This window comes from Amycolatopsis arida (genome assembly GCF_900115565.1).
Classification (GTDB): Bacteria; Actinomycetota; Actinomycetes; order Mycobacteriales; family Pseudonocardiaceae; genus Yuhushiella; species Yuhushiella arida.
On the sequence record NZ_FOWW01000002.1, the window covers coordinates 339,920 to 361,465 of the forward strand.

Sequence of the window (21,546 nt, forward strand, 5' to 3'; positions counted from 1 at the left end):
GGACCTGGTGACGGTTGGTGGCGGCTAGGACCCGCCGGCGCTGGGCCGCCCCGGCCTCGCCGTGCCACCGCGCGCCGGCACGGCGGTGAGCGCGGCGAACAGCACCGCGGCGAGCTGCCCGAGCAGCAGCACGCCGTGCCAGGTGCCCGGGTACTCCACCACCACCTCCGACTGCCGGGTCGGCACCGCCACGGAGACCAGGTGCCCCCAGGCCGGCACGATCGGCTCGCGCCGGCCGTCGACGGTGGCCCGCCAGCCCGGCTCGACGTTGGCCGCGAGCACCAGCAGCCGGCCGGCCGGCCCGTCGGACACCCGCACCCGCACGGTCGGCAGCTCGGCATCCACCGGGGCGACCGAGGTGCCGCCCCGCAGGTCCCCGCTCGGCGGCTGCCCGCTGACGGCACGCCGGGCCTGCTCCGGCGCGATCAGCGTCACCGGGCCGCCGGTGGGCAACAGCCGGACGACCTCCCGGCCGTCGTCGGTGGGTGGCGCACCGGCCACGAGGTCCGGCGCGGCCTGCCGCAGCCGCTCCGCGCCCTGCCCCGGCGGCAGCACGACGAGCAGCACGCCGGCGGCGGCCGCGGCGGTCACCGCCTCCCGGGACCCGGCCAGCAGGCCACGCCGCCAGGCGGCGAGCCGCTCGGTGCTGCCGGCCACCGGGACCAGCGCGTCGTCGCCGTGGCGGGGTAGCCGGCCGGCGACCTGGCGCACCGACTCGCCGGGCCCGCCGAGCACGAGCACGGACCGGCCGGTCTCGGTGAGCTCGCGGGTGAGCGAGGACGCGAGCTCGAGGCCACCGTCGGCGCGCAGCGGGCCGGACCGCGCGCTCACCGCGGCCCCGGCGACCAGTGCGACCAGCACCGCGACCCCGCCGGCGGCGGCGATCCTCGGCAGCAGCGCCGGCACCGGAGCGGTGACGGGGCCGGTGGTCGGGTCGGTGGTCACGGCGCCGAGCACGACCAGCAGTAGCCCGGCCGCGACCACCAGCAGCGGCACCGCGGGGTCGCCCGGCACCGGCTCGCCGCCCCCCGCCGGCGGGATGGTCACCAGCCGGGTGGCGACGACCCCCGCGGCGCCCAGCGCCACCACCCCGAGTCCGGGCAGCGCCCGCCGGCTCGGCCGCAGCACCAGCGCGACCAGCGCGGCCACCACCAGCAACACGCCCAGCGGCTGCGCGCCGGGGCCGCCGGGGTCGAGCCCCACCAGCTCGGCGGGTGCCGGCGGCACCGGGTCGGCGCCGGAGAGGCCGTGCGCCAGCAGCGCCGGATGGGCCAGCACCGCGGGCAGCCACGGCAGCAGCAACGCCAGCGGCAGCAGCACGGTGATCGCGATCGCGGCGATCCGCCGGGGCAGCCGGCCGGAGCCCGGCAGCACCACGAACCCGCCGGCGAGCCCGAGCAGCGCCAGCGCGTGCACCTGCGGAGAGAACGCCCCGACCAGGGCCAGCACGATCGCGCACAGCGCCGCCGTGCTCAGCCAGCGCCGGTCCGCCCTGGTGAGCACCGCGGCCAGCAGGGCGACGAGGGCGGGCAGCAGGATGTGCACCACCACGACGTCCAGCCGGCCCTGGGCGACCGCCGCGGTCGCGACTGGCAGCAGCCCGTAGGCCGCGGCCGCGCCGGCGCGTACCCAGCGGCGCACCCGCAGCCGCCGGGTGGCGGCGTAGGCCACCAGCGCGGCCAGCGGGGCGTCGGTGATCAGCAGTAGCGCGACGGCGGCGGCGGGTCCGCCGAGCGGCGCGAGCGGGGCCCCGAGCACGCCGAGGACGGCCAGCGTGACCGGCGCCGCCGCGGCCGTGCCCCCCGCCACCGGGTGCCACGCGGCGAGGTAGGTGGACCACACCTGGCCGAGGTCGCCGACCGGCAGCAGCCGGCCACCGGCGAGGTCGAGGCCGAGCCGCCCGGCGTGCACGACCAGCGCGAGCGCGGTGAGCACCACGGTGAGCACCACCGGCGGGGCGAACACCGTGGCCGCGAGCACCCTGCGGCGGTCAACCTCGACGAACACCAGCTCGCGGTCGACGCGCCGGCCCGGTGAGGGGCGCGGCACGGCTTCGCCGGCGGGCTCCCGCTCCGCGGGGTGGTCCCGCGCCGCGCGGTCCGGGAGGGCGACCGCCACCACACCACCCGGCCGGCGCAGGCCGAGGCCGCGCACCCCGCCTCGCCCTCCGCCCCGGACGGCGCCCGCGGGCAGGGCCTCCGGTCCCACCGGACGTGCCCGCGGGCCGCGGCCGGCCATCGCCTCCGGCGGGATCCACGCGGCGGTGCTGGCGCCCTCGACCACCTCGGCCGGGAGCCGGCCCAGCGCGGCCTCGCTGGCCACCCCGCGGCGCACCAGGTGCACCACCCCGCGCCGAACCGCGGCCCGCAGCCGGGCGAGCCTGCTGGTGAACAGCCCGCGCACGGGCCCGCCAGGACCGGTGCCGGCGGCCCGCCGGACGGAGCGGGCGGCCCGCAGCTTCGCCCTGCCGGAGAGCAGGTAGCCGGCGGCGGCGAACTCCGCACGGGCCCTGGTGGCGTCGCGCAGCACGGCGAAGCCGAGCCCGCGCAGCACGGACAGCACCACCAGCCGGGGGACACCCAGCAGGAACGACAGGGTCGAGCAGTTCACCAGAAAGGTGCGCAGGCCGTGGGCCCGGTCGGCGGCGGCCAACGAGCCCGGCAACGCGGCGGTCGCGCGCAGGCCCCGGCTCGCCGCGCGGGCGTGCCGCACCCGGGCCAGCGGCACCGAGAGCACGAGCGCGCCGGCGGCGTTGGCCCGCCAGCCGAAGTCGAGGTCCTCGCGCAGCAGCGGCAGCGCCGGGTCGAAACCGTCGAGCCAGGTCCACAGCCCTCGACGGATCAGCGCGCCCGCGCTGGGCACGGCGAGCACCTCGGTGCTCTGCTCGGGTGCGGCGCCGCGCTCGCCCTCGCCGGTGGCGACGTGCCGGCGGTGCCCGGACGCGTCGGTGGACAACCCGGCCGAGACGATCAGCCGCGGGTCGGCCCAGTCGACGCCGAGCGGGCCGAGCACGGCGGCCGACGGCGCGGCCTCGGCGGCCCTGAGCAGGATGTCGAGGCAGTCCGGCTCCGGGGCGCAGTCGTCGTGCAGCACCCACAGCCAGGTGCCGGGGTCGCCCCAGCGCTCCTCCGCGTGCGCGACGGCCGCCGCGACCGCCGCGCCGAACCCGGTGCCGGCCGGCAGGGTCAGCACCCCGGACAGGACCGGCTCGGCCCGCCCGCCGCCGGCATCTTCCCGAGCGGCCGCCACACCCTCGACCGCGGTGCCCTCGACTACCGCGTCCTCGATTGCGGTGGCCTCGATTGCGGTGGCCTCGGCCACGGCGTTCTCGACCACGGTGTCCTCGACGGCCGTGCTTTCGACCGTGATGCTGTCGACCGCGGCGCCGCGGACCGCCTCGGCCAGCAGCTCGGGTGTGCGGTCGGTGGAGCCGGTGTCCACGGCCAGGACGTGCCGCGGCCGGATCGTGCCGCGGCGCAGCGCCGACAGCGCGAGCGGGAGCCAGGCTTCGCCGTTGTGACACACGAGGATCGCCAGCACGGGCGCGGTGCGCAGCGGTGGTGTGGGGGTGCGGGGCAAGAACCCCTCCAGGAACGAGCGCGGAACGGTTGGGGTGGGCCCAGCCTACGACGCGGTGTCACCGCTCAGTCGGGTCGCTCCCGGGCGGGTCGCTCCCGGGTCACCCGCGCGCCGGTCATCCGCACCGGAGCGCGCCACCCCGCCGGACACCGCACCCTCCACTGTGTCCATTCGAGGTCCAGCCGAGATGCCCGCCCGAGGCGTCCACCTCAGGCACGGCGTCCACGCTCGGCACGGCGCGGCCCTCTCCGCCGGACCCCTCTTCCGGCCGGGCGGGCCGATCCGGCTCAGCCGGCCCGCTTCTTCAGCTTCCGACGCTCGCGTTCGGACAGTCCGCCCCAGATGCCGAAGCGTTCGTCGTGCGCCAGGGCGTACTCGAGGCACTCGTCCTTGACCTCGCAGCCCTGGCAGATCCGCTTGGCCTCGCGGGTCGACCCGCCCTTCTCCGGGAAGAACGCCTCGGGGTCGGTCTGCGCGCACAGCGCGCGGTCCTGCCACTCCGGCGGCTCCTCCGCGTCGAACAGGTCCGGCAGAACGCCCAGCTCCTCCTCCGGGTGTTCGCCGGAATCCATGACGCGCCCCCATTCCCTTCCATCTGCTGCTAACCGCACGTCCGCCTCCTCGCTTCCACGCACTCCCCAGGCTGGCGGTGTTGAACGATGGGCACCGGCACGACTCGCGATCACCCGGCGCTCGATCATCCGGAACTTCGGCACCCGACCGGCCTGCGCGCGGAGTGGTCCGCCGCCGTCCCCGTACCGGGTGGACACCACCGACGCCCCCCTGTGCGGCGCCGAATGACATCAATGTGATTACACCCGTGTCATGCGGCCAGGTCAAGCCGAGTCGCAAGTTTGGGGGATACTTCGCCGCCCGTGCGCAAGCGGACACGCCGGGAACTTCACAACAGCTGTACGACGGGTGTCACCCAGCCCACCCGCACGGCCCGCCGAACACGATCGCGTGACCGGAGAGCCGTAAGGAAGACTGTGGGCGTGCAACGATCCGCAGTGCGTCCCAGTCCCCTGTTCTTCCTCATTCTGGCCGTGACCGCGGTCGGCGGCATCCTGGCGGCCGTCCAGGCCCCGTTTCCGGTGGTCGACTTCGGCGGTGAGACGCTGCCGATCTCGCTCGACCACCAGCTGCTCGGCACGCTGGGCATCGTGCTGCTGGTGATCGGCGGCTGGGCGGCGTCGCTGACCCTGCACGAGTTCGGGCACGCCGTCGTGGCCTACCGCGGCGGCGACCACGAGGTGGCCGCCAAGGGCTACCTCACGATGGACATCCGCCGCTACACCGACCCGGTGCTGTCCCTCGTGTTGCCGCTGCTGATCCTGGCGATCGGCGGGATCCCGCTGCCCGGCGGCGCGGTGTGGATCAACCATTGGGCGCTGCGCAACCGGTCGGTGGCGTCCTGGGTGTCGCTCGCCGGCCCGCTGACCAACCTGGCCCTCGGCGCCGCCCTCACCGCGGTGGTCGTGCTCGTGCCCATGCCGTACGGGCTCGCGGTCGGACTCTCCTACCTGGCGATGCTGCAGATCATCGCGTTCGTGCTGAACATCCTGCCGGTGCCCGGCCTGGACGGCTACGGCGCGCTCGAGCCCTACCTGTCGCCGCAGGCCCGCGAGCTGGGCGCGAAGGCCCGCCCGTGGGCGCCGCTGGTGCTGTTCGCCCTGATCATCGCCGTGCCCACGGTCCGCGAGCTGTTCTTCGACCTCTCCTTCCTGGTCTTCGGCGCCGTGGGCGGCGACGAGCAGGCCGCGGCGGTCGGGCAGACTGCCTTCATGTTCTGGCGCTGATCAGAGCGGATCAGGAAGCCGGCCCGGACAGCGCGCCCCGCCGCTCCAGCCACCGGCAGGCCCGCCGGGCCAACCGCTTGAGCGCCGAGCGCTCGCCGAGGTAGTCGGCGAGCATGCCGACCACCGGCAGCATCCCGAACAACCGGTGGTAGAAGCGCCCGCGCGGCCGCTTCTCCAGCTCGCCGGGGAAGGCCAGCAGGGAACGGCCCAGCCGCCACAGGGTCCGCGCGGCCGCCTTGAGGGTGAGTTTGCCGTGCCGGCGCTCGGCCTCGGCCACCTCCTCGGTGAGCTGGGCGGTCTCGGCGTCCTCCGCCGCGCGGTCGTGCTCGGCGGCCCTTCCCGCGGCCAGCGCGGGGTCGACGTCGCGCTGGAACAGCACCCAGGCCAGCAGCCGCACCCGGTCGCCGGTGTCGACCACGCCGTACTCCCCGGCGATGGCGCAGAGCAGCAGCCCCTGGCTGGCCGCGCCCACGGCGTCCTGGATCGGCAGCCGGTCGGCCAGCACGCCACCGAGGCCGGGCACGGCGGTGAGCAGGGAGGTGAACCGGCCCACCCGGTTGACCCACCAGCGGGTGCGCTGATCCGGGGTCATCCGGGTCCACGCCTGGGTGCCCGGCACCCTGACCGCCCTGAGCCGGCGGACCAACCACCACCGCCGCGCGCGCGGCACCGCGGCGAGCTCGGCCGCGCCGTCCCCGTCCTGGACGCCACCGCTCTCGGCATCCCTCTGCCCGGCACGCCGCCGCCGGGTGGACCGCAGGCCGAGCGGCTCGGCCTCGCGCAGCGCGTCGAGCAGCGGCCCGGTCGCCCGCACGAAGGGGCGAAGCACCGCCACCACCTGGGCGTCGGAGATCACCTCAGCCATCCTCGCCTCCTGCGCCTTGCGGGACACCCGCACCCGGTCGGCAGACACGACCAACTTCACGATCATCGGCCATGCCCGCCTCCTGCCGTCCTGGCGCGGGCCCTGCCGAGCGTGCCGCCCAGCGCCACCGCCGCCGGGAGCACCCCGCCGGCGAGCAGGAGCAGCGTGCGCCAGTCGGCGAGCAGCACCAGGTCGCCGCCGGGGCCGAGCAGCCCGACGGACAGCACGGTCACTACCCACACCGCGAGCGGAACAATCGCGGCGCGCGGATGAACCAGCCGCGCGGCCGAGGTGACCAGCAGCGGCGTGGTCAGCGCCGCCAGCACCACGGTGACCGGGAAGGGCACGTCGCCGAGCCGGGGCAGGATCAGCCCGTCCAGCCGCAGCGGCAGGTAGAGCAGCTCGAGCGTGGACAGCAGGACGGCGTCGAGCACCAGCAGCGCGAGCAGCGCGAACCGGACGGCACCGGAAGCGGTCATCGGTCGAGGCCGGCGAAGAGGTCCCGCTCGACGCCCTGCTCGATGTCCCCAGCCCGACCGCGCTCACGTGCGGCGACAACGTAGTACTCGGTGTCCAGCAGCGGCTGGGCGATGCCGTTGGACAGCGCGAAGCAGGTAGCCGGCTCGGGCACGCTGACCTGGGTGGCGTGCGCCCGCAGCGCGGCGACCTTCGCGTCAAGGTGGGCACCGATGTCGACGGCCGTGGTGACCCGTGCGTCCGGCACGGCCGGCAGCTCACCGGCGGCCGGCACCCGGAACGGCACGTCCGGCCGGTCGCGCAGCGCGGCGAGCCCCTCGGCGAGCGCCGTCGCCGGCTGCACCACGTGGAACACTCGCGGCACGTCGCACTCGTCGGCCGCCGCCATGGTGATCTCGTGGGCGCGGATGTGGTCGGGGTGGCCGTAGCCGCCGAACTCGTCGTAGGTGACCACCACCTGCGGCCGCACCTCGGCCAGGATCTCGGCGAGCTGCGCGACCTGCTCGGGCTGGGAGCCCTGGACGAACGCCCGCGGGTGCTCGATGCTCGGCGTGCCGGCCATCCCGGAGTCACGCCACCGGCCGATCCCGCCGAGGTAGCGCTGGTCGGTCACGCCCAGCGCGGCGCCCGCAGCGGCCAGCTCTCCGGCGCGGTAGCCGCCGAGCTGGTCGGCCTCCGCGGGGCCGAGCCGCGCCAGCTCGGGCGGGATGATCTCGCCCTCCTCGCCGAGCGTGCAGGTCACCAGCGTCACTCGCACGCCCTCGGCGGCGTACCGCGCGATCGTGCCGCCCGTGGCGATGGTCTCGTCGTCGGGGTGGGCGTGCACGAGGAGTAGCCTGCGGGATCCTGCGGAGGTCACGGCTGCAGATTAGTTCCTTCGTCGTGACCACAGCCGGCGGCGCCTCGGTTATCCTCGCGCGAGTGCCGTCTACCTGCGGTGACGTCTAGTACCCCCACGAAGGGCATGTGGTGAGCACTGAAGCAACAACGGCGAACCTCGCCGGCACGTCGGGTTCCGTCCTGTCCATCGCCGACCTGCGCATCTCGTTCCGGACCGAGGACGGGATCGTCGACGCGGTCAAGGGCATCGGCTTCGACGTGGCGCCCGGCGAGATCGTCGCGGTCGTGGGCGAGTCGGGCTCGGGCAAGTCGGTGACCTCGATGTCGGTGCTCGGCCTGCTGCCGAAGACGAGCGACATCGAGGGCGAGCGCCGGCTCGGCGAGCTCGATCTCGGCCAGATGGCGGACAAGCAGCTGCGCAGGATCCGCGGCAACGAGATCGCGATGATCTTCCAGGAGCCGATGACCGCGCTGAACCCGGTCTACACGGTGGGCTGGCAGCTGCGCGAGGCGCTGCAGACCCACCAGGACCTGTCCAGGGCCGCCGCGGACAAGCGGGCCGTGGAGCTGCTCGAGATGGTCGGCATCCCGGACCCGGAGCAGCGGTTCCGGCAGTACCCGCACCAGCTCTCCGGTGGGCTGCGGCAGCGGGTGGTGATCGCCATGGCGATCGCCTGCGACCCGAAGGTCATCATCGCCGACGAGCCGACCACCGCGCTGGACGTCACCGTCCAGGCGGAGATCCTCGGCCTGCTGCGCGAGCTGCGCGACCAGCTGAACACCGCCATCGTGCTGATCACCCACGACATGGGCGTGGTGGCCGACCTCGCCGACCGGGTCGTGGTGATGTACCAGGGCGAGATCGTGGAGCAGGCGCCGGTGCGGGAGCTGTTCGCCAACCCGCGGGAGGAGTACACCCGCAAGCTGCTGGCCGCGGTGCCGGTACTGGGTCAGCGGCCGGAGGGCCGCCGGCTGCTGGAGGGCGAGGCCCTCGAGCGGGTGGCGGCGGCCAAGGTCGTCGAGGACGTCCGGCTGGACGACGCCGAGCTGGCGGCGCGGCTGGAGGCCGACGCGCCGGCACTGGAGATCAAGGACCTGGTGCTGGAGTTCCCCGGCCGGCGCGGGCAGGGTAAGAACCGCGCGGTGGACGGCGTCTCGCTGCACATCGACAAGGGCGAGATCCTCGGCCTCGTCGGCGAGTCCGGCTCCGGCAAGTCCACCGTGGGTCGCTGCGCGATCCGGCTGCTCGACCCCACCGAGGGCACCGTGTCGATCGCCGGCAGGGACATCACCCGGCTCTCACACAAGGAGCTGCGGCCGCTGCGCCGGTACTTCTCCATCGTGTTCCAGGACCCAGCGTCCACTCTGGACCCGAAGATGACCATCGGCGAGTCGATCGCCGAGCCGCTGGTGCTGCACAAGGTGCTCTCCTCGGGCAAGGCGCTGGACGAGCGGGTCACGGCGCTGCTGGACAAGGTGGAGCTGTCCGGCCACTACCGCAACCGCTACCCGCACGAGCTCTCCGGCGGGCAGCGGCAGCGGGTGTCGATCGCCCGCGCGCTGGCGCTCGACCCGAAGCTGCTCATCGCCGACGAGCCGACCTCGGCGCTGGACGTGTCGGTGCAGGCTCGGGTGCTCGACCTGTTCCTGGACCTGCAGCAGACGCTGCGGTTCGCGTGCCTGTTCATCAGCCACGACCTGGCGGTGGTCGACCTGCTGGCCGACCGGGTCGCGGTGATGCAGCACGGCAAGCTGGTCGAGGTGGGCACCCGGGACGAGGTGCTGCACGCGCCGAAGGAGGACTACACCCGGCGGCTGCTGTCCGCGGCGCCGGTGGCCGACCCGATCCTGCAGGCCGAGCGCCGCCGCGCCTGGGAAGCCGGCCGCCTCGCCCCGGTCGCCGACTGAACCACACTCCGGCCGGACCTGCCATGAAGGCCACCTTCATCGCGTTGAGCGCGATGAAGGTGGCCTTCATGGCGTTCACCCGGGTAAGCGTCAGGCCTTCATGCGGCGCTGGCGCGGGTCGAAGGCGTCCCGCAGGCCGTCACCGATGAAGTTGATGGTCAGCGAGATCAGCACCAGCACGAGGAACGGGCCCCAGAACAACGCGGGCCGTTCGTAGAGCTGGGCGTAGTTCTCCTCGATGATCCGGCCGAGCGAGGTGTCCGGCAGCTGCACGCCGAGGCCGATGAACGACAGCGCCGCCTCGGCCAGCACGGCCTGCGCCACCGCGAGCGTGGCGTTCACCGTGATGCTGCCGACCATGTTCGGCACCAGGTGCTTGAAGATGATCCGCCCGGTGCCGGCGCCGGCGGCGCGGGCCGCCTCGATGAACTCCCGCTGCGACAGCGACATCGTCTCGGCACGGGTGATCCTGGCGATCTGCATCCAGGCGAACGAGGCCAGCACCAGCGCCACCACGTACCAGCTCCCGCTGAACACCTTGACCAGGATGGCCGCCGCGGCGATCTGCGGGACGATCAGGAACAGGTCGGTGAGCCGGGAGACGGCCGAGTCGGTGGTGCCGCGCAGGTAGCCGGCCAGCGCGCCGAACACCACGCCGACCAGCGTCGCCAGGACCGACACGGTGAGCGCGATCGCCAGCGAGTACTGGGTGCCGCGCAACACCTGGGCCACCATGTCCTTGCCCACCTGCGTGGTGCCCAGCGGATGCTCGGCCGAGGGCGGCAGGAAGCCGCCGACCGTCTCCTCGTGGCTGTACGGCCAGAACAACGGCAGGAGCACGACCGCGAGCACGAGCAGCACCAGTACGCCGAGGCTGCCCATCGCCAGCTTGTGGTGCAGGAACTTGCGCAGGACGAGCTGGCCCTGGCTGCGCGGCTTCGGCAGCGCCTTCTCGGGGGTCTCATCGTCCGGTCCCGCCGGGTGGCCGCTGCTGGTGGCCCCGGCGAGCAACGAGTTCATGTCAGCCAACGCGAATCCTCGGGTCCAGGATGCCGTACATCAGGTCGGCGATCAGGTTGAAGGTCACCACGGTCACGGCCACGAGCACGATCCAGCCCATCATCACCTGGGGGTCGTTCTTGCTCACCGCCTCGACCAGGATCGTGCCCATCCCGTTCCAGTTGAACACCCGCTCGGTGATCACCGCGCCGGTGAGCACCGCGGCGAAGTTCACCGAGAACAGGGTGGTCACCGGGATCAACGCGTTGCGGAACGCGTGCCGGAAGATGACCCGGGACGACGAGAGGCCCTTCGCCCGCGCGGTGCGCACGTAGTCCATGTTCATCGTCTCCAGCATGGACGCGCGCTGGAAGCGGCTGTACGCGGCGAAGCTGATGGCCGCGATGGCCAGCGTCGGCAGCAGGTAGGCGCCGACGTAGTTGACGACGAACTCGCCGACGCCGTCGGCACGCAGGTTCTCCGGGCTGGTGGTGCGCAGCCAGGGGTTGCCCAGCCAGTCGCTCAGCCCGAGGTCGCGCACCACGCTGTTCAGCTCGATCGCGTAGAACTTGAGCACGATCGCCACGCAGAAGATCGGCATCGAGAACAGCAGGAACGCCAGCGTCGTGGCGATGTAGTCGATGATGGAGTACTGCTTGATGGCGGCCAGCACGCCCACCGCCACGCCGAGGACGATCGCGACGATCTCGGCGCCGATGATCAGCTTGAAGGTCACCCAGTAGGCGCTCATCACCTTGGGCTGCACTTCCTGCATCGCCGAGCCCTGGGCGATCGAGATGCCCCAGTCCCCGGTCAGGAAGCCGCCCAACCAGTCGAAGTAACGCGGCACGAGCGGCTTGTCCAGCCCCAGCTCGTGCGCGGTGGCGGCGATCGCCTCCGGGCTCACCCCCGGCAGGCTGTACAGCTCCGCCAGCGGGTCACCGGCACCCGCGACCATCAGGAAGGTCAGGAAGGTGGCGATGAACAGCAGCGGAAGGAAGATCGCCACTCGGCGAAGTACGTAGAGAACCAGGTTCAACGGTTTGCTCCTCATCCGGGCTCGGGCTGGTGTGCCGCCCTCACCCGGTCGTCCACCGTAGCGGCGGTCGGCCCACGGTCAACAGCTACCTCCGGAGGGGTCCGGCGCCGGGCTGATGGCCCGGCCCGAACCCCTCCGGAAGTACGGAATTCCTCGTGTTCTGTTCGGGGGAAGGACGAGCTACGTCCTAGCTCGTCCGCTCCCACTCACCCACGTTCCACAGCGCGCCGTTGTACGACTGCATGTACACGCGGTCGATACCCCGGAACGCCCACATGGACGGGGTCTGGAACAGCGGCAGCGTCGCGTAGTTGTCCGCGATCGCCTTGTCGGCCGCCTGGTAGTGCTGGCGCGCCGCGTCCTCGTCGGTCGCCGAGACGGCCTTGTTGAACGCCTCGTCGATCCGCGGGTCGGACAGGCCCTGCCAGTTCTGGTTGCCGCCGGTGATGTAGATGGCCCGCTGCTCCGCCTTGAACGGCTGCGCCGACCAGCCGAACAGGGCGATGTCGTAGTCGCCCTTGTCGACCCGGCCCTTGAGGAAGTTCGGGTCGGTGTCGTCGAGGATCTCCATGCCCGCCCGGGTCGCCTGCGCCTGGATGATCTCCACGGTCTGGCTGCGCCGCGCGTTCTGGTTGTGCGAGATCTGCACCGAGAACCGCTGGCCGTCCTTGGCGTAGATGCCGTCCGGGCCCTTGGTCCAGCCGCCCTCCTCGAGGATCTTGGCGGCCTCCTCGGCCCCCTTGTTGACCTTGTCGCTGTAGTTGTCCTGGAAGCCGGGCTCACCGTTGAAGAACACGATGCTGTTCAGCGGCTGCGCGTCCTCCTGGACCGGCTTGAGCAGCTTGTTGACGATCTCCTCCCGGTTGACCACCGCGAAGAACGCCTTGCGGGCGGCGTCGTCGGCGAACAGCCGGTTGAAGTTCAGGTCGAGGTGCTCGAAGGTCAGCTGCTCCGCCGAACCGTAGACGACCCCCTGCGAGGCCAGGTTCTTCAGCGTCGAGGCCGCCGTCGCGTCCGGCTGGGTGGACGCCATGACGTCGATCTCGCCGTTCTGCAATGCCGTGGCCATTGCCTTGGTGTCCGGGAACGGCTTGACGATGACCTTGTTCGGGCCACCCTTGGCGCCGATCCAGTTCGGGTTCTTCTCCAGCGTCACCGTCTTGGAGTTCTCGTCGAACGCCGTGATCCGATAGGCCGCCGAGCCGGGCATGATGTCCGGCTTGAAGCCCTTCCACTGCGTGTTCCAGAACTCGCCGGCCTTGGCCAGCGCGTCGGCGTCCCCGCCCGGCTTGAGGGCCGTGATGTCGGCGATGCCGGTTTGCTCCTCCAGCACGTGCGCCGGCATGAGCATCTGGTCCATGTACATGCCCTTGTAGTCCAGGTAGGGCTCGCTGAAGGTGTTCTCGAAGGTCAGGTCGTCCTTGCAGACGGCCTGGTCGACGAGGTCGTAGCCGGTGGTCGACGCCGAGGTGAACGACTCCGCCTTGCCGCTGTGCGACAGCCAGCCGAGGTAGAAGTCGTCGCAGTCCCACGTGCCGCCGTCGGACCACTGCACGCCCGGCTTGATCTTCCACTCGACGACCTGCGGGTCCTGGGAGGTGACCGTCACCGACTCCATCACGTCGGTGTTGAGCAGCACCTTGTTGTTGCCGTCGAGCACGAACGGGGCGGCCAGCACCGCGGTGAGCACGTAGTTGTTGTACGAGCTGTGGGTGTCCGGCGTCTTGTTGTTGTACGCCGAGTAGCCCTCGTCGATGCCCACGATGGCCTGGTCGAACGACTCGGCCTCGGCGAGCTTGAAGGTGTCGCCCTCCTGGGCCTTGCCCGTCGCCATGCTTTTGACATCGGCGCTCGAGCCGGTGTTCGGGTCGCCGCCGTTGTCGCCACCGCCACCGCAGGCGCTCAGCAGGAGCGCGGAACCAGCGACGAGCGACAGGGCGGAGACAGCCTTTGATCTCCTCATGTACGTGTGCCCTCCTAGCACTGGGTCCTTGAGGTCGGACCGTGGACCCACACCGCTCCAGCAGATACGCCAGAGCCTATGACACGCCAAGTCACACTCAGTTGGCGCACTGCCGGAGGACGCTAAGAAGTCCGAGCACTCCCGGTCACTATTTGCGGGGCGATTGTGACCAAAGGGTGACTTGCGAGTGGTCAGCGAGTCAACAGCGGTTACCGAGCGAGATCAGCCGGACACTTACCGACCGACCGTTCGGCCGACGCGCCGCGGCCGCAGCACCCGGGGGGTGCCGCGGCCGCGGTGCTGCGCGAGGACCGTCAGCTGGTGCGCTCCCACTCGCCCACGTTCCACAGCGGGCCGAGGTAGGACTGCATGTACACCCGGTCGATACCGCGGAATCCCCACATCGAGGGAGTCTGGAACAGCGGCAACGACGCGTACCGCTCGGCGATCAGCCGGTCCGCCTCCTGGTAGGCCTTCACCGCCGTCGCCCGGTCGGTCGCCGAGACGGCCTTCTGGAGCGCCTCGTCGATCCGCGGGTCGGACAGTCCTTGGTAGTTCGACCCGCCACCCGTCGAGTAAATCGCTTGTGTGGCGACCTTGAACGGAGCCGACGACCAGCCGAACAGGGCGATGTCGTAGTCACCCTTGTCTAACCGGCCCTTCAGGAAGTTCGGGTCCGTGTCGTCCAGGATCTCCATGCCCGCGTTACGCGCCTGTGCCTGAATGATTTCCACCGTCTGGCTGCGCCGGGCGTTCTGGTTGTGCGAGATCCGCACCGAGAAGCGCTGGCCGTCCTTGGCGAAGATCCCGTCGGCACCCCTGGCCCAGCCGCCCTCCTCGAGCGTCCTGGCCGCGGCCTCGACGCCCTGGTTGACCTTGTCGCTGTAGTTGTCGACGAAGCCCTCCTCGCCCGGGAAGTAGATGAGGCTGTTCAGCGGCTGGGCGTCGTCCTGCACCGGCTTGATCAGCTTCTCGGCGATCTCCTGCCGGTTGACCAGCTGGAAGAACGCCCTGCGGGCGGCCTCGTCGGCGAACAGCCGGTTGAAGTTCAGGTCCAGGTGCTCGAAGGACAGCCGGGACGCCGAGCCGTAGAGGACGCCCTGCGCGGTGAGACCGCGCAGGGTGGCCGCGGCGGTGGCGTCCGGCTGCACCGAGCCGATCACGTCCACCTCGCCGTTCTGCAGGGCGGTGGCCATGGCCTTGGTGTCCGGGATGGGTCGGATGATGATCTTGTTCGGGCCGCCCTTGGCGCCGATCCAGTTCGGGTTCTTCTCCAACGTCACCGTCTTGGAGTTCTGGTCGAACGCGGTGATCCGGTAGGGGCCGGAGCCGGGCATGGTGTCCGGGTTGAAGCCCTTCCACTCCTGGGTCCAGAAGTCACCGGCCTTGGCCAGCGCCTCGGCGTCGCCGCCCGGTTTCAACGCGGTGATGTCGGCGACGCCGGTCTGCTGCTCCAGCACGTGGGCCGGCAGCACGTGGGCGGGCTCGAACATGCTGCGGTAGTCCAGGTACGGCTCCCGGAACCGCGCCTCGAAGGTCAGGTCGTCCGTGCACGACGCCTCGCCCACCAGGTCGTAACCCTGCGTCTCGGCGGCGACGAACGACTCGATCGTGCCGGTCCGGGCCAGCCAGGCCAGGTAGAAGTCGTCGCAGTCCCACGTGCCGCCGTCCGACCACGTGACGCCCGGCTTGATCTTCCACTCCACGACCTGCGGGTCCGGGGAGGTGACCGTCACCGACTCCATCACGTCGGCGTTCAGCAGCACCTTGTTGTTGCCGTCGTACATGTGCGCGCCGGCCAGCACGGACACCAGCACGAACGTGTTGTACGAGGTGTTGGTGTCCGGGGTCTCGTTGTTGTACCCGGAGTACCCCTCGTCGATCGCGACCGTGACCTGGTCGAACGAGCCAACCTCGGCCAGCCGGAACCGCTCCGCGTCCTGGGCCTTCCCGGTCGCCATGCTCTTGACGTCGGTGTTCCCACCGGTGTCCGGACCACCGCCGTCGTCCCCGCCACCGCACGCGCTCAGCGCGAGCGTCGCCGTCGCCAGCAGCGAGACCGCGGAGACCGTTGCTCTCCTCATCAGACGTGCCCTCCTGCACCTGGACCGCACGCGCCGGGGTACGCCGACGCGTTGTCGCGGACGCTATAGGGCCGGGCGTCCCGGCGGTCACATCGAAGCCGGCAATCGTGACCAAACGGTGACGACGGTCAGCGGGCCCCGCCGCGGGTCCAGTCGACGGCGGATCCGAACGGCCCGACCAGCGGCGGGCCCGGCGTGACGCCGAGGACTCCCTGCCCGATCGCCAGCGTGTCGGCGAGCTGGAACAGCGGAAGCACCACGCTCTGCCGCCACAGCTCGGGCTCCAGCTCGGCGAGCCCGTCAGCCAGCGGTCGCGCTCCGGTCAGGACGGCGTCGATGCTGGGCTGCAGGCCGCGCACGCAGAACGCGGCCGGGTTCGCCGGCGCCACCGGCCCCGACTGGCCCTCCCGCTCGACCGGGCAGCCGAAGGTCGACGCCAGGGTCGAGGCGGCGTCGCCGCCGGTGGGCAGGGGCACCACGGCGATGTCCACCCCGACGCTGCCACCGGTGCCGGGCCGCTCGTCCGCCCCGGGCGTCGCCGGCATCGCCAGCAGGTTGGCGAACAGCTCGCGCGGCTGCGGGGTCACCGTCCGCACGCCCACCCCGGCCGCGACGAGCTGCCGCTGCAACTCCTTGGCGATGCGGGCGTAGGGCTCCTGGTCGCCGGGCGCGGCCAGCACCACGGACAGCGCCTTGCCGTCCCGGCTCCACGTCCCGGCTTCCTTGGTGTAGCCGGCGGCGGTCAGCAGCTCCCGGGCCCGCTCCGGGGCGGGCGCCGCCGGCGGGCCGGAGGCGGGAATGGTCGCGGAGTATTCGGGATCCGAGGGCGGGAGCACCAGCGCGTCGGCCCGCAGCGTCGCCGAAGGCCCGCCGGCGGCGCCCTCCTCGATCAGCCGGTCCCGGTCGATCAGCGCGGCGATGCCGGCGCGCACCTGGTCGTCGGCCAGCGCGCCGCCGATCGGGCGGAGCAGGACGCTGGCCAGCCGCGGCCTGGCCAGGGTGTGCAGCTGCACCGACGGCCCGAGCCGGCCGAACAGGTCGAGGCCGGTGGCGTCGGTGCGGGCGATGGTGAACTGGACGGTGCCGCTGCGCAGCGCGCCGACCATGTTCGCCTGGTCGGAGCCACGGAGCACGATCCGCTCGATCGCGGCCGGCTTCTCCCAGTACCGCTCGTTGCGCTCCAGCACGATCTCGCCGCGGGCCAGGTCCAGCGTCTTGATGGCGAAGGGACCCCCGTAGGCGGGGAAGCTGTCGGCGAGCGCGCCACCCCAGCCGCCGGGAGCGTCCTTCAGCAGGTGGGCGGGCAGGAGATCGCCGAACAGCGTGCGCCAACCGGGGTAGGGCTTGCTGAAGGTGACCTCGACCCGTTTGCCGCCCTCGCTCGGCTGGATGCCGGAGATCAGCCGGTAGCCGGCGGGCGCGACGACGCCTGGCTCGGTCCTCATCGCCTGGGCCAGGTAGTCGAAGTCCTCCACCGCGATCGGGGCGCCGTCGGACCACGACGCGTCCGGGCGGATGGCGTAGGCGACGGTGAACGGTTCCTGCCGGACCACCTCGGCCGAGCGCATCACGGTCTCGTTCAGCACCGGCGAGCCGTCCTCACCGGGAACGAACACCGAGGGCAGCAGCAGCTGGGCCAGCGCGGAGGTGACGGTGGAGGAGTCGGCGATGGCGTGCGGGTTGTAGCCGCCGGCCACGTCGTCGACCCCGACCACGATCTGCGAGGTGTTGTCCGGCGGCGTGGTCGTGGACTCGGCCACCGGGGTGGGCGTGGTGGGGGGTGGCGGTGTGTTGCTGCACGCGGCGAGGACCAGCACCAGCACGGCCGCCAGTACCGAACCGGCTGTCCGCGCGCCTGTCCCCCGCACGTGTCGTCCTTCCTGCCCGTCCCGAGCCCACCCCTGGACCCGCCATGGTCGCACGCACCCCACCCCCAAGCCTCCGAGATTGCCAGACCGGCCGTGCCCGCCGCCTCCCGGATGGGGGAACCGCCACCCGGCGGACGTTCGGTGGGCCCTTCCGGTTCCGTCTCGGCCGCGGGTCGCCAGCGCGGGGACGGGGGCGGGTCAGGCGTTGGCGTCCCGGTTCCTGGCCCGCGACCGTGCCTTGGCCCGCTGGTTGACGTCCAGGATCACCTTGCGCACCCGAATGGCCGTGGGGCCCACCTCGACGCATTCGTCGACCGAGCAGAACTCCAGCGCCTCCTCCAGGCCGAGCTTGCGCGGCCGGGCCAGGCGCTCGAGCTCGTCGCCGGTGGACGAGCGCACGTTGGTCAGCTTCTTCTCCTTGGTGATGTTGATGTCCAGGTCCTCGGCGCGCGGGTTCTCGCCGACGACCATGCCCTCGTACACTTCGGCGCCCGGCTCGACGAAGAACGTGCCGCGGTCGGCGAGCTGGAGCATCGCGTACCCGGTGACCGGGCCGGAGCGGTCGGCGACCAGGGACCCGCTGTGCCGGGTACGGATCTCGCCGGCCCACGGGAAGTAGCCCTCGAAGACGTGGTTGGCGATGCCGGTGCCGCGGGTCTCGGTGAGGAAGTCGGTGCGGAAGCCGATCAGGCCACGCGCCGGCAGCACGTACTCGAGCTTGATCCGGCCGGTGCCGTGCCCGCCCATGTGCTCCATCTTGCCCTTGCGCGCGGCCAGCAGCTGGGTGATCGCGCCCAGGTGCTCCTCGGGGGCGTCGATGATGAGCCGCTCGTAGGGCTCGTGCAGCACGCCGTCGATGGTGCGGGTGACGACCTGTGGCTTGCCGACGGTGAGCTCGAAGCCCTCCCGGCGCATCTGCTCGACCAGGATCGCCAGCGCCAGCTCGCCGCGACCCTGCACCTCCCAGGTGTCCGGCCGGTCGGTGGGCAGCACGCGGATGCTGACGTTGCCGACCAGCTCCTGGTCGAGCCGGGCCTTGACCAGCCGGGCGGTGAGCTTGTCGCCGCCGTTGCGGCCGGCCAGCGGGGAGGTGTTGACGCCGATCGTCATCGAGATCGCCGGCTCGTCCACGGTGATCCTGGGCAGCGCCTCGGGCGCCTCGGGGTCGGCGAGGGTGTCGCCGATGGTGATGTCCGGGATGCCGGCGATGGCGACGAGGTCGCCCGCGCTGGCCTCCTGCGCCGGCACCCTGGTGAGCGCCTCGGTGACCAGCAGCTCGGACACCCGGACCTGCTGAGCACTTCCGTCGGCGCGCAGCCACGCCACGGTCTGGCCCTTGCGCAGTCGGCCGGCGGCGATGCGGATCAGCGCGATCCGGCCGAGGAAGCTGGACGCGTCGAGGTTGGTGACCAGCGCGCGCAGCGGCGCGTCGGGGTCGGCGGTCGGCGGCGGGACGTGCCGCAGCAGGGTGTCGAACAGCGGGTCGAGGTTCTCGCTGGCCGGCAGCGCGCCGTCGGCGGGACGCTCGAGGTCGGCCCTGCCGGCGCGGGCCGAGGCGTAGACCACGGGCAGGTCGAGCACGGCGTCGAGGTCGGCGTCCTCGATGTCCCCGGCGAGGTCCAGCAGCAGGTCGTGGGTCTCCTCGACCACCTCGGCGATGCGGGCGTCCGGGCGGTCCACCTTGTTCACCACGAGCAGGACCGGCAGGCCGGCCTCCAGCGTCTTGCGCAGCACGAAGCGGGTCTGCGGCAGCGGGCCCTCGCTCGCGTCGACCAGCAGCACCACCCCGTCGACCATGGCGAGGCCGCGCTCGACCTCGCCGCCGAAGTCGGCGTGGCCGGGCGTGTCGATGACGTTGATCGTGACCGGGCCGTCGGGCGTCCGCCGGCGGATGGCGGTGTTCTTCGCCAGGATGGTGATGCCCTTCTCCCGCTCCAGCTCGCCGGAGTCCATCACCCGGTCGACCAGCTCGGCACGCTCGGCGAACGCGCCGGACTGGCGCAGCATCGCGTCGACGAGGGTGGTCTTGCCGTGGTCGACGTGCGCCACGATCGCGATGTTTCGGAGGTCCGTGCGGACCTTCTCGGCAGTGGCTGTGGGCACGCGTGAGCTCCTGTGGGTGGAAACAGTCGAAGGGCGACCGGGGAACTCGGCGCGGCAGCGATGCCGGAACGGCCGAGTACGGCCTCACCCAGCATACTGGGTGTGGGGCTGTGCCGAGTGCCACACCGCGATCAAGGATAGGTTCGCCTAACCTAAAAGGTCCTGTCGTCCCTGGCCGCGGCGGCCCCGATGTGGAGTGTGGTGTGGGCAAGAAGCACGGCGGAGACCCGACGCGCGACCCCAAGGAGGTCGTGCGCAGGTTGATGAAGGCCGGCAAGGTCAAGAAGAAGTGCTGCCGGTCGAAGCCGCGATGCAAGAAGTGCCCGGTGCGCGCGTTGAAGAAGGCCCAGAAGGCCAAGGCGAAGCTCGCGGCCTGAGCGAACCCACCGGGTCGAGCACGGCCGTTCGCCTACCGCGGGATGGCCTCGTTCAGCGCACGCAGCTCCGGTGCCGTGCGGGTGGCGGAGAACTCGATCACCTCGTACTGGGCGAGGTGGCGCACCGCGAACGGGTCGGTGGCGAGGATGGCGTCCAGCTTCCCCCGGGACATCGGTCGGGCGATGATCACCCCGCCGGTGCGCGGGGTGCGCCGGCCAGACGCCAGGAAGTGGCCGCACTCGTAGTGCTTCGCCAGCCATTCCGCGTGGTCGGGCAGTGCGTAGTCGATCTCCTGCAGGGGCGCCGTGTAGTTCACCAGGACGACATGCATGGTTCAACGGTAGTCCCGCGCGAATCCGGTGAACGCTGTTCACGCCGGCGTTGATGCACAGCGTTGACCCGCGTTTCGCCCGAACGAGGACGCTCCCGGACAAAGCCCCACCCCCGGTGACCAACGCCACCAACCCCCTTGGTGGCACTGCCGCCAGGAAGGCCACCTTCATGGCGTTTCGGCTAAGGTGGGGGCGTGCGCGCTCGTCTCACCCAGTGGTGGCCGCCCTCCGGCGGCCCCGACGCTGTGCGCTGACCACGTCCACGAAGGCCGCCCGACGGGCGGCCTTCGTCGTGCGCGAGGCCTTCCGCGGGTGGCGCCACCCGCACGACGCAGGAAGGCAAGCCATGACCCGGCTCTCCGGCATCACCCCGTCCGGCCACGTCCAGCTCGGCAACTACCTCGGTGCGATCCGGCGGTGGGCGGCCGACGGGGGGCCCGACGACCTGTACTTCGTCTCCGACCTGCACGCCATGACCACGGCGCACAACCCGGCACGGCTGCGGGCGCTGGCCGCCGAGCAGCTCGCGGTGCTGGTGGCGGCCGGGGTGCCGGCGGAGTCGATCTTCGTGCAGTCCGACCTCGCCCGCGAGCTGGGCGCGCTGACGTGGGTGCTGGAGTGCACGTGCAGCTACGGCGAGGCGGCGCGGATGATCCAGTTCAAGGAGAAGGCGAAGGGCAGGGCCGGGGTCCGGTTGAGCCTGCTCACCTACCCGGTGCTGATGGCGGCGGACATCCTGCTGCAGGGCGCCACCGACGTGCCGGTCGGCGAGGACCAGCGCCAGCACGTCGAGCTGGCCAGGGCGTTGGCCCGGCGATTCAACACCACCTACGGCGAGGTCTTCGCGATGCCGCGCGCGGTGTTGCCGGTGGCCGGGGCGCGGGTGCGCGACCTGGCCGACCCGCGGCGGAAGATGTCCAAGTCGGCGGGAGACTCGGCCGGCGTGGTGTTCGTGCTGGACGAGCCGGACCAGGTCCGACGCAAGGTCCGGAGGGCGGTGACCGACACCGCGACCGAAGTGGCCTACGACCCGCAGCGCCCGGGATCGGCCAACCTCCTGGAGATCCTGGCGGCGTGTACCGGTGAGGCCCCGGAGGAGGTGGCGGCCCGGTTCGGGTCGTACGCCGAGTTGAAGGACGCGGTGGCCGAGGCGGTGGTGGAGACGCTGCGGCCGGTGCGGGAGGGGGCTCGGGAGCTGCTGGCCGACCCGGCGGAGCTGGCCAGGGTCCGCAAGGCCGGCGCCGCCCGCGCCGCCGAGCGCGGCTCCCACCGCGTGGACGCGGCCCTGCGCCTGGTCGGCGCCGGCGGGTAG

Annotated in this window: 16 protein-coding genes; 4 read left to right on the forward strand and 12 right to left on the reverse strand. The window is 72.2% G+C overall.

From position 1 onward, the window contains the following. Positions 1–24: 24 nt before the first annotated feature. Together BM051_RS06440 and BM051_RS06445 are read right to left on the reverse strand one after the other, a co-directional pair. Positions 25–3,579, reverse strand: coding sequence for a glycosyltransferase (locus tag BM051_RS06440; RefSeq protein ID WP_166677555.1), 3,555 nt, complete (start codon positions 3,577–3,579; stop codon positions 25–27). Between the two features lie 287 nt (positions 3,580–3,866). Next, a complete protein-coding gene (locus tag BM051_RS06445; protein WP_166677556.1) occupies positions 3,867–4,151 on the reverse strand; it encodes a WhiB family transcriptional regulator in 285 nt (94 codons plus the stop codon). 423 nt (positions 4,152–4,574) lie between these two features. Here BM051_RS06445 and BM051_RS06450 point away from each other — a divergent pair, with 423 nt between their 5' ends. Next, entirely contained in the window at positions 4,575–5,378 is an 804-nt protein-coding gene (locus tag BM051_RS06450; protein ID WP_092529629.1) for a site-2 protease family protein, read from the forward strand. A 10-nt stretch (positions 5,379–5,388) separates the two neighbouring features. Here the strand turns inward: BM051_RS06450 and BM051_RS06455 are convergent, their stop codons facing one another. The 3 genes from BM051_RS06455 to mshB form a co-directional block, all read right to left on the reverse strand. Continuing rightward, entirely contained in the window at positions 5,389–6,243 is an 855-nt protein-coding gene (locus BM051_RS06455; RefSeq protein ID WP_092529630.1) for a hypothetical protein, read from the reverse strand. A gap of 62 nt (positions 6,244–6,305) precedes the next feature. Beyond that, positions 6,306–6,722, reverse strand: a complete 417-nt coding sequence (locus BM051_RS06460; protein WP_092529114.1) for a hypothetical protein — start codon at positions 6,720–6,722, stop codon at positions 6,306–6,308. Then, positions 6,719–7,579 (reverse strand): N-acetyl-1-D-myo-inositol-2-amino-2-deoxy-alpha-D-glucopyranoside deacetylase, encoded by an 861-nt coding sequence (mshB, locus tag BM051_RS06465; RefSeq protein WP_092529115.1) that lies wholly within the window; start codon positions 7,577–7,579, stop codon positions 6,719–6,721. Before mshB ends, BM051_RS06460 begins: the two co-directional genes overlap by 4 nt. Before the next feature lie 110 nt (positions 7,580–7,689). On the opposite strand from mshB, the gene BM051_RS06470 reads away from it, so the two are divergent. Beyond that, the gene (locus BM051_RS06470; protein ID WP_092529631.1) at positions 7,690–9,468 is read left to right on the forward strand and encodes an ABC transporter ATP-binding protein; all 1,779 of its coding nucleotides are present in this window, start codon (positions 7,690–7,692) and stop codon (positions 9,466–9,468) included. Positions 9,469–9,558: 90 nt separating this feature from the next. Here BM051_RS06470 and BM051_RS06475 read toward each other — a convergent pair whose 3' ends face one another. The 6 genes from BM051_RS06475 to typA all read right to left on the reverse strand — a co-directional run bounded on the left by BM051_RS06475 (position 9,559) and on the right by typA (position 19,524). Continuing rightward, positions 9,559–10,488, reverse strand: coding sequence for an ABC transporter permease (locus BM051_RS06475; RefSeq protein ID WP_166677578.1), 930 nt, complete (start codon positions 10,486–10,488; stop codon positions 9,559–9,561). Position 10,489: 1 nt separating this feature from the next. Further along, positions 10,490–11,506 (reverse strand): ABC transporter permease, encoded by a 1,017-nt coding sequence (locus tag BM051_RS06480; RefSeq protein WP_092529117.1) that lies wholly within the window; start codon positions 11,504–11,506, stop codon positions 10,490–10,492. 187 nt (positions 11,507–11,693) lie between these two features. Continuing rightward, the gene (locus BM051_RS06485) at positions 11,694–13,469 is read right to left on the reverse strand and encodes an ABC transporter family substrate-binding protein (RefSeq protein WP_092529118.1); all 1,776 of its coding nucleotides are present in this window, start codon (positions 13,467–13,469) and stop codon (positions 11,694–11,696) included. Between the two features lie 314 nt (positions 13,470–13,783). Then, a complete protein-coding gene (locus tag BM051_RS06490; protein ID WP_092529119.1) occupies positions 13,784–15,553 on the reverse strand; it encodes an ABC transporter family substrate-binding protein in 1,770 nt (589 codons plus the stop codon). 128 nt (positions 15,554–15,681) lie between these two features. Further along, a complete protein-coding gene (locus tag BM051_RS06495) occupies positions 15,682–17,421 on the reverse strand; it encodes an ABC transporter family substrate-binding protein (RefSeq protein ID WP_243859192.1) in 1,740 nt (579 codons plus the stop codon). 198 nt (positions 17,422–17,619) lie between these two features. Next, entirely contained in the window at positions 17,620–19,524 is a 1,905-nt protein-coding gene (typA, locus tag BM051_RS06500) for a translational GTPase TypA (RefSeq protein ID WP_092529121.1), read from the reverse strand. A gap of 203 nt (positions 19,525–19,727) precedes the next feature. On the opposite strand from typA, the gene BM051_RS28930 reads away from it, so the two are divergent. After that, positions 19,728–19,901: a hypothetical protein gene (locus BM051_RS28930; RefSeq protein WP_166677541.1), complete on the forward strand. Its 174-nt coding sequence runs from the start codon at positions 19,728–19,730 to the stop codon at positions 19,899–19,901. Positions 19,902–19,933: 32 nt separating this feature from the next. On the opposite strand, the gene BM051_RS06505 is transcribed toward BM051_RS28930, so the two are convergent. Next, complete coding sequence (locus tag BM051_RS06505; RefSeq protein ID WP_092529122.1) at positions 19,934–20,233, reverse strand: YciI family protein; 300 nt, start codon at positions 20,231–20,233, stop codon at positions 19,934–19,936. Between the two features lie 347 nt (positions 20,234–20,580). On the opposite strand from BM051_RS06505, the gene trpS reads away from it, so the two are divergent. Continuing rightward, positions 20,581–21,546, forward strand: a complete 966-nt coding sequence (trpS, locus tag BM051_RS06510) for a tryptophan--tRNA ligase (protein WP_092529123.1) — start codon at positions 20,581–20,583, stop codon at positions 21,544–21,546.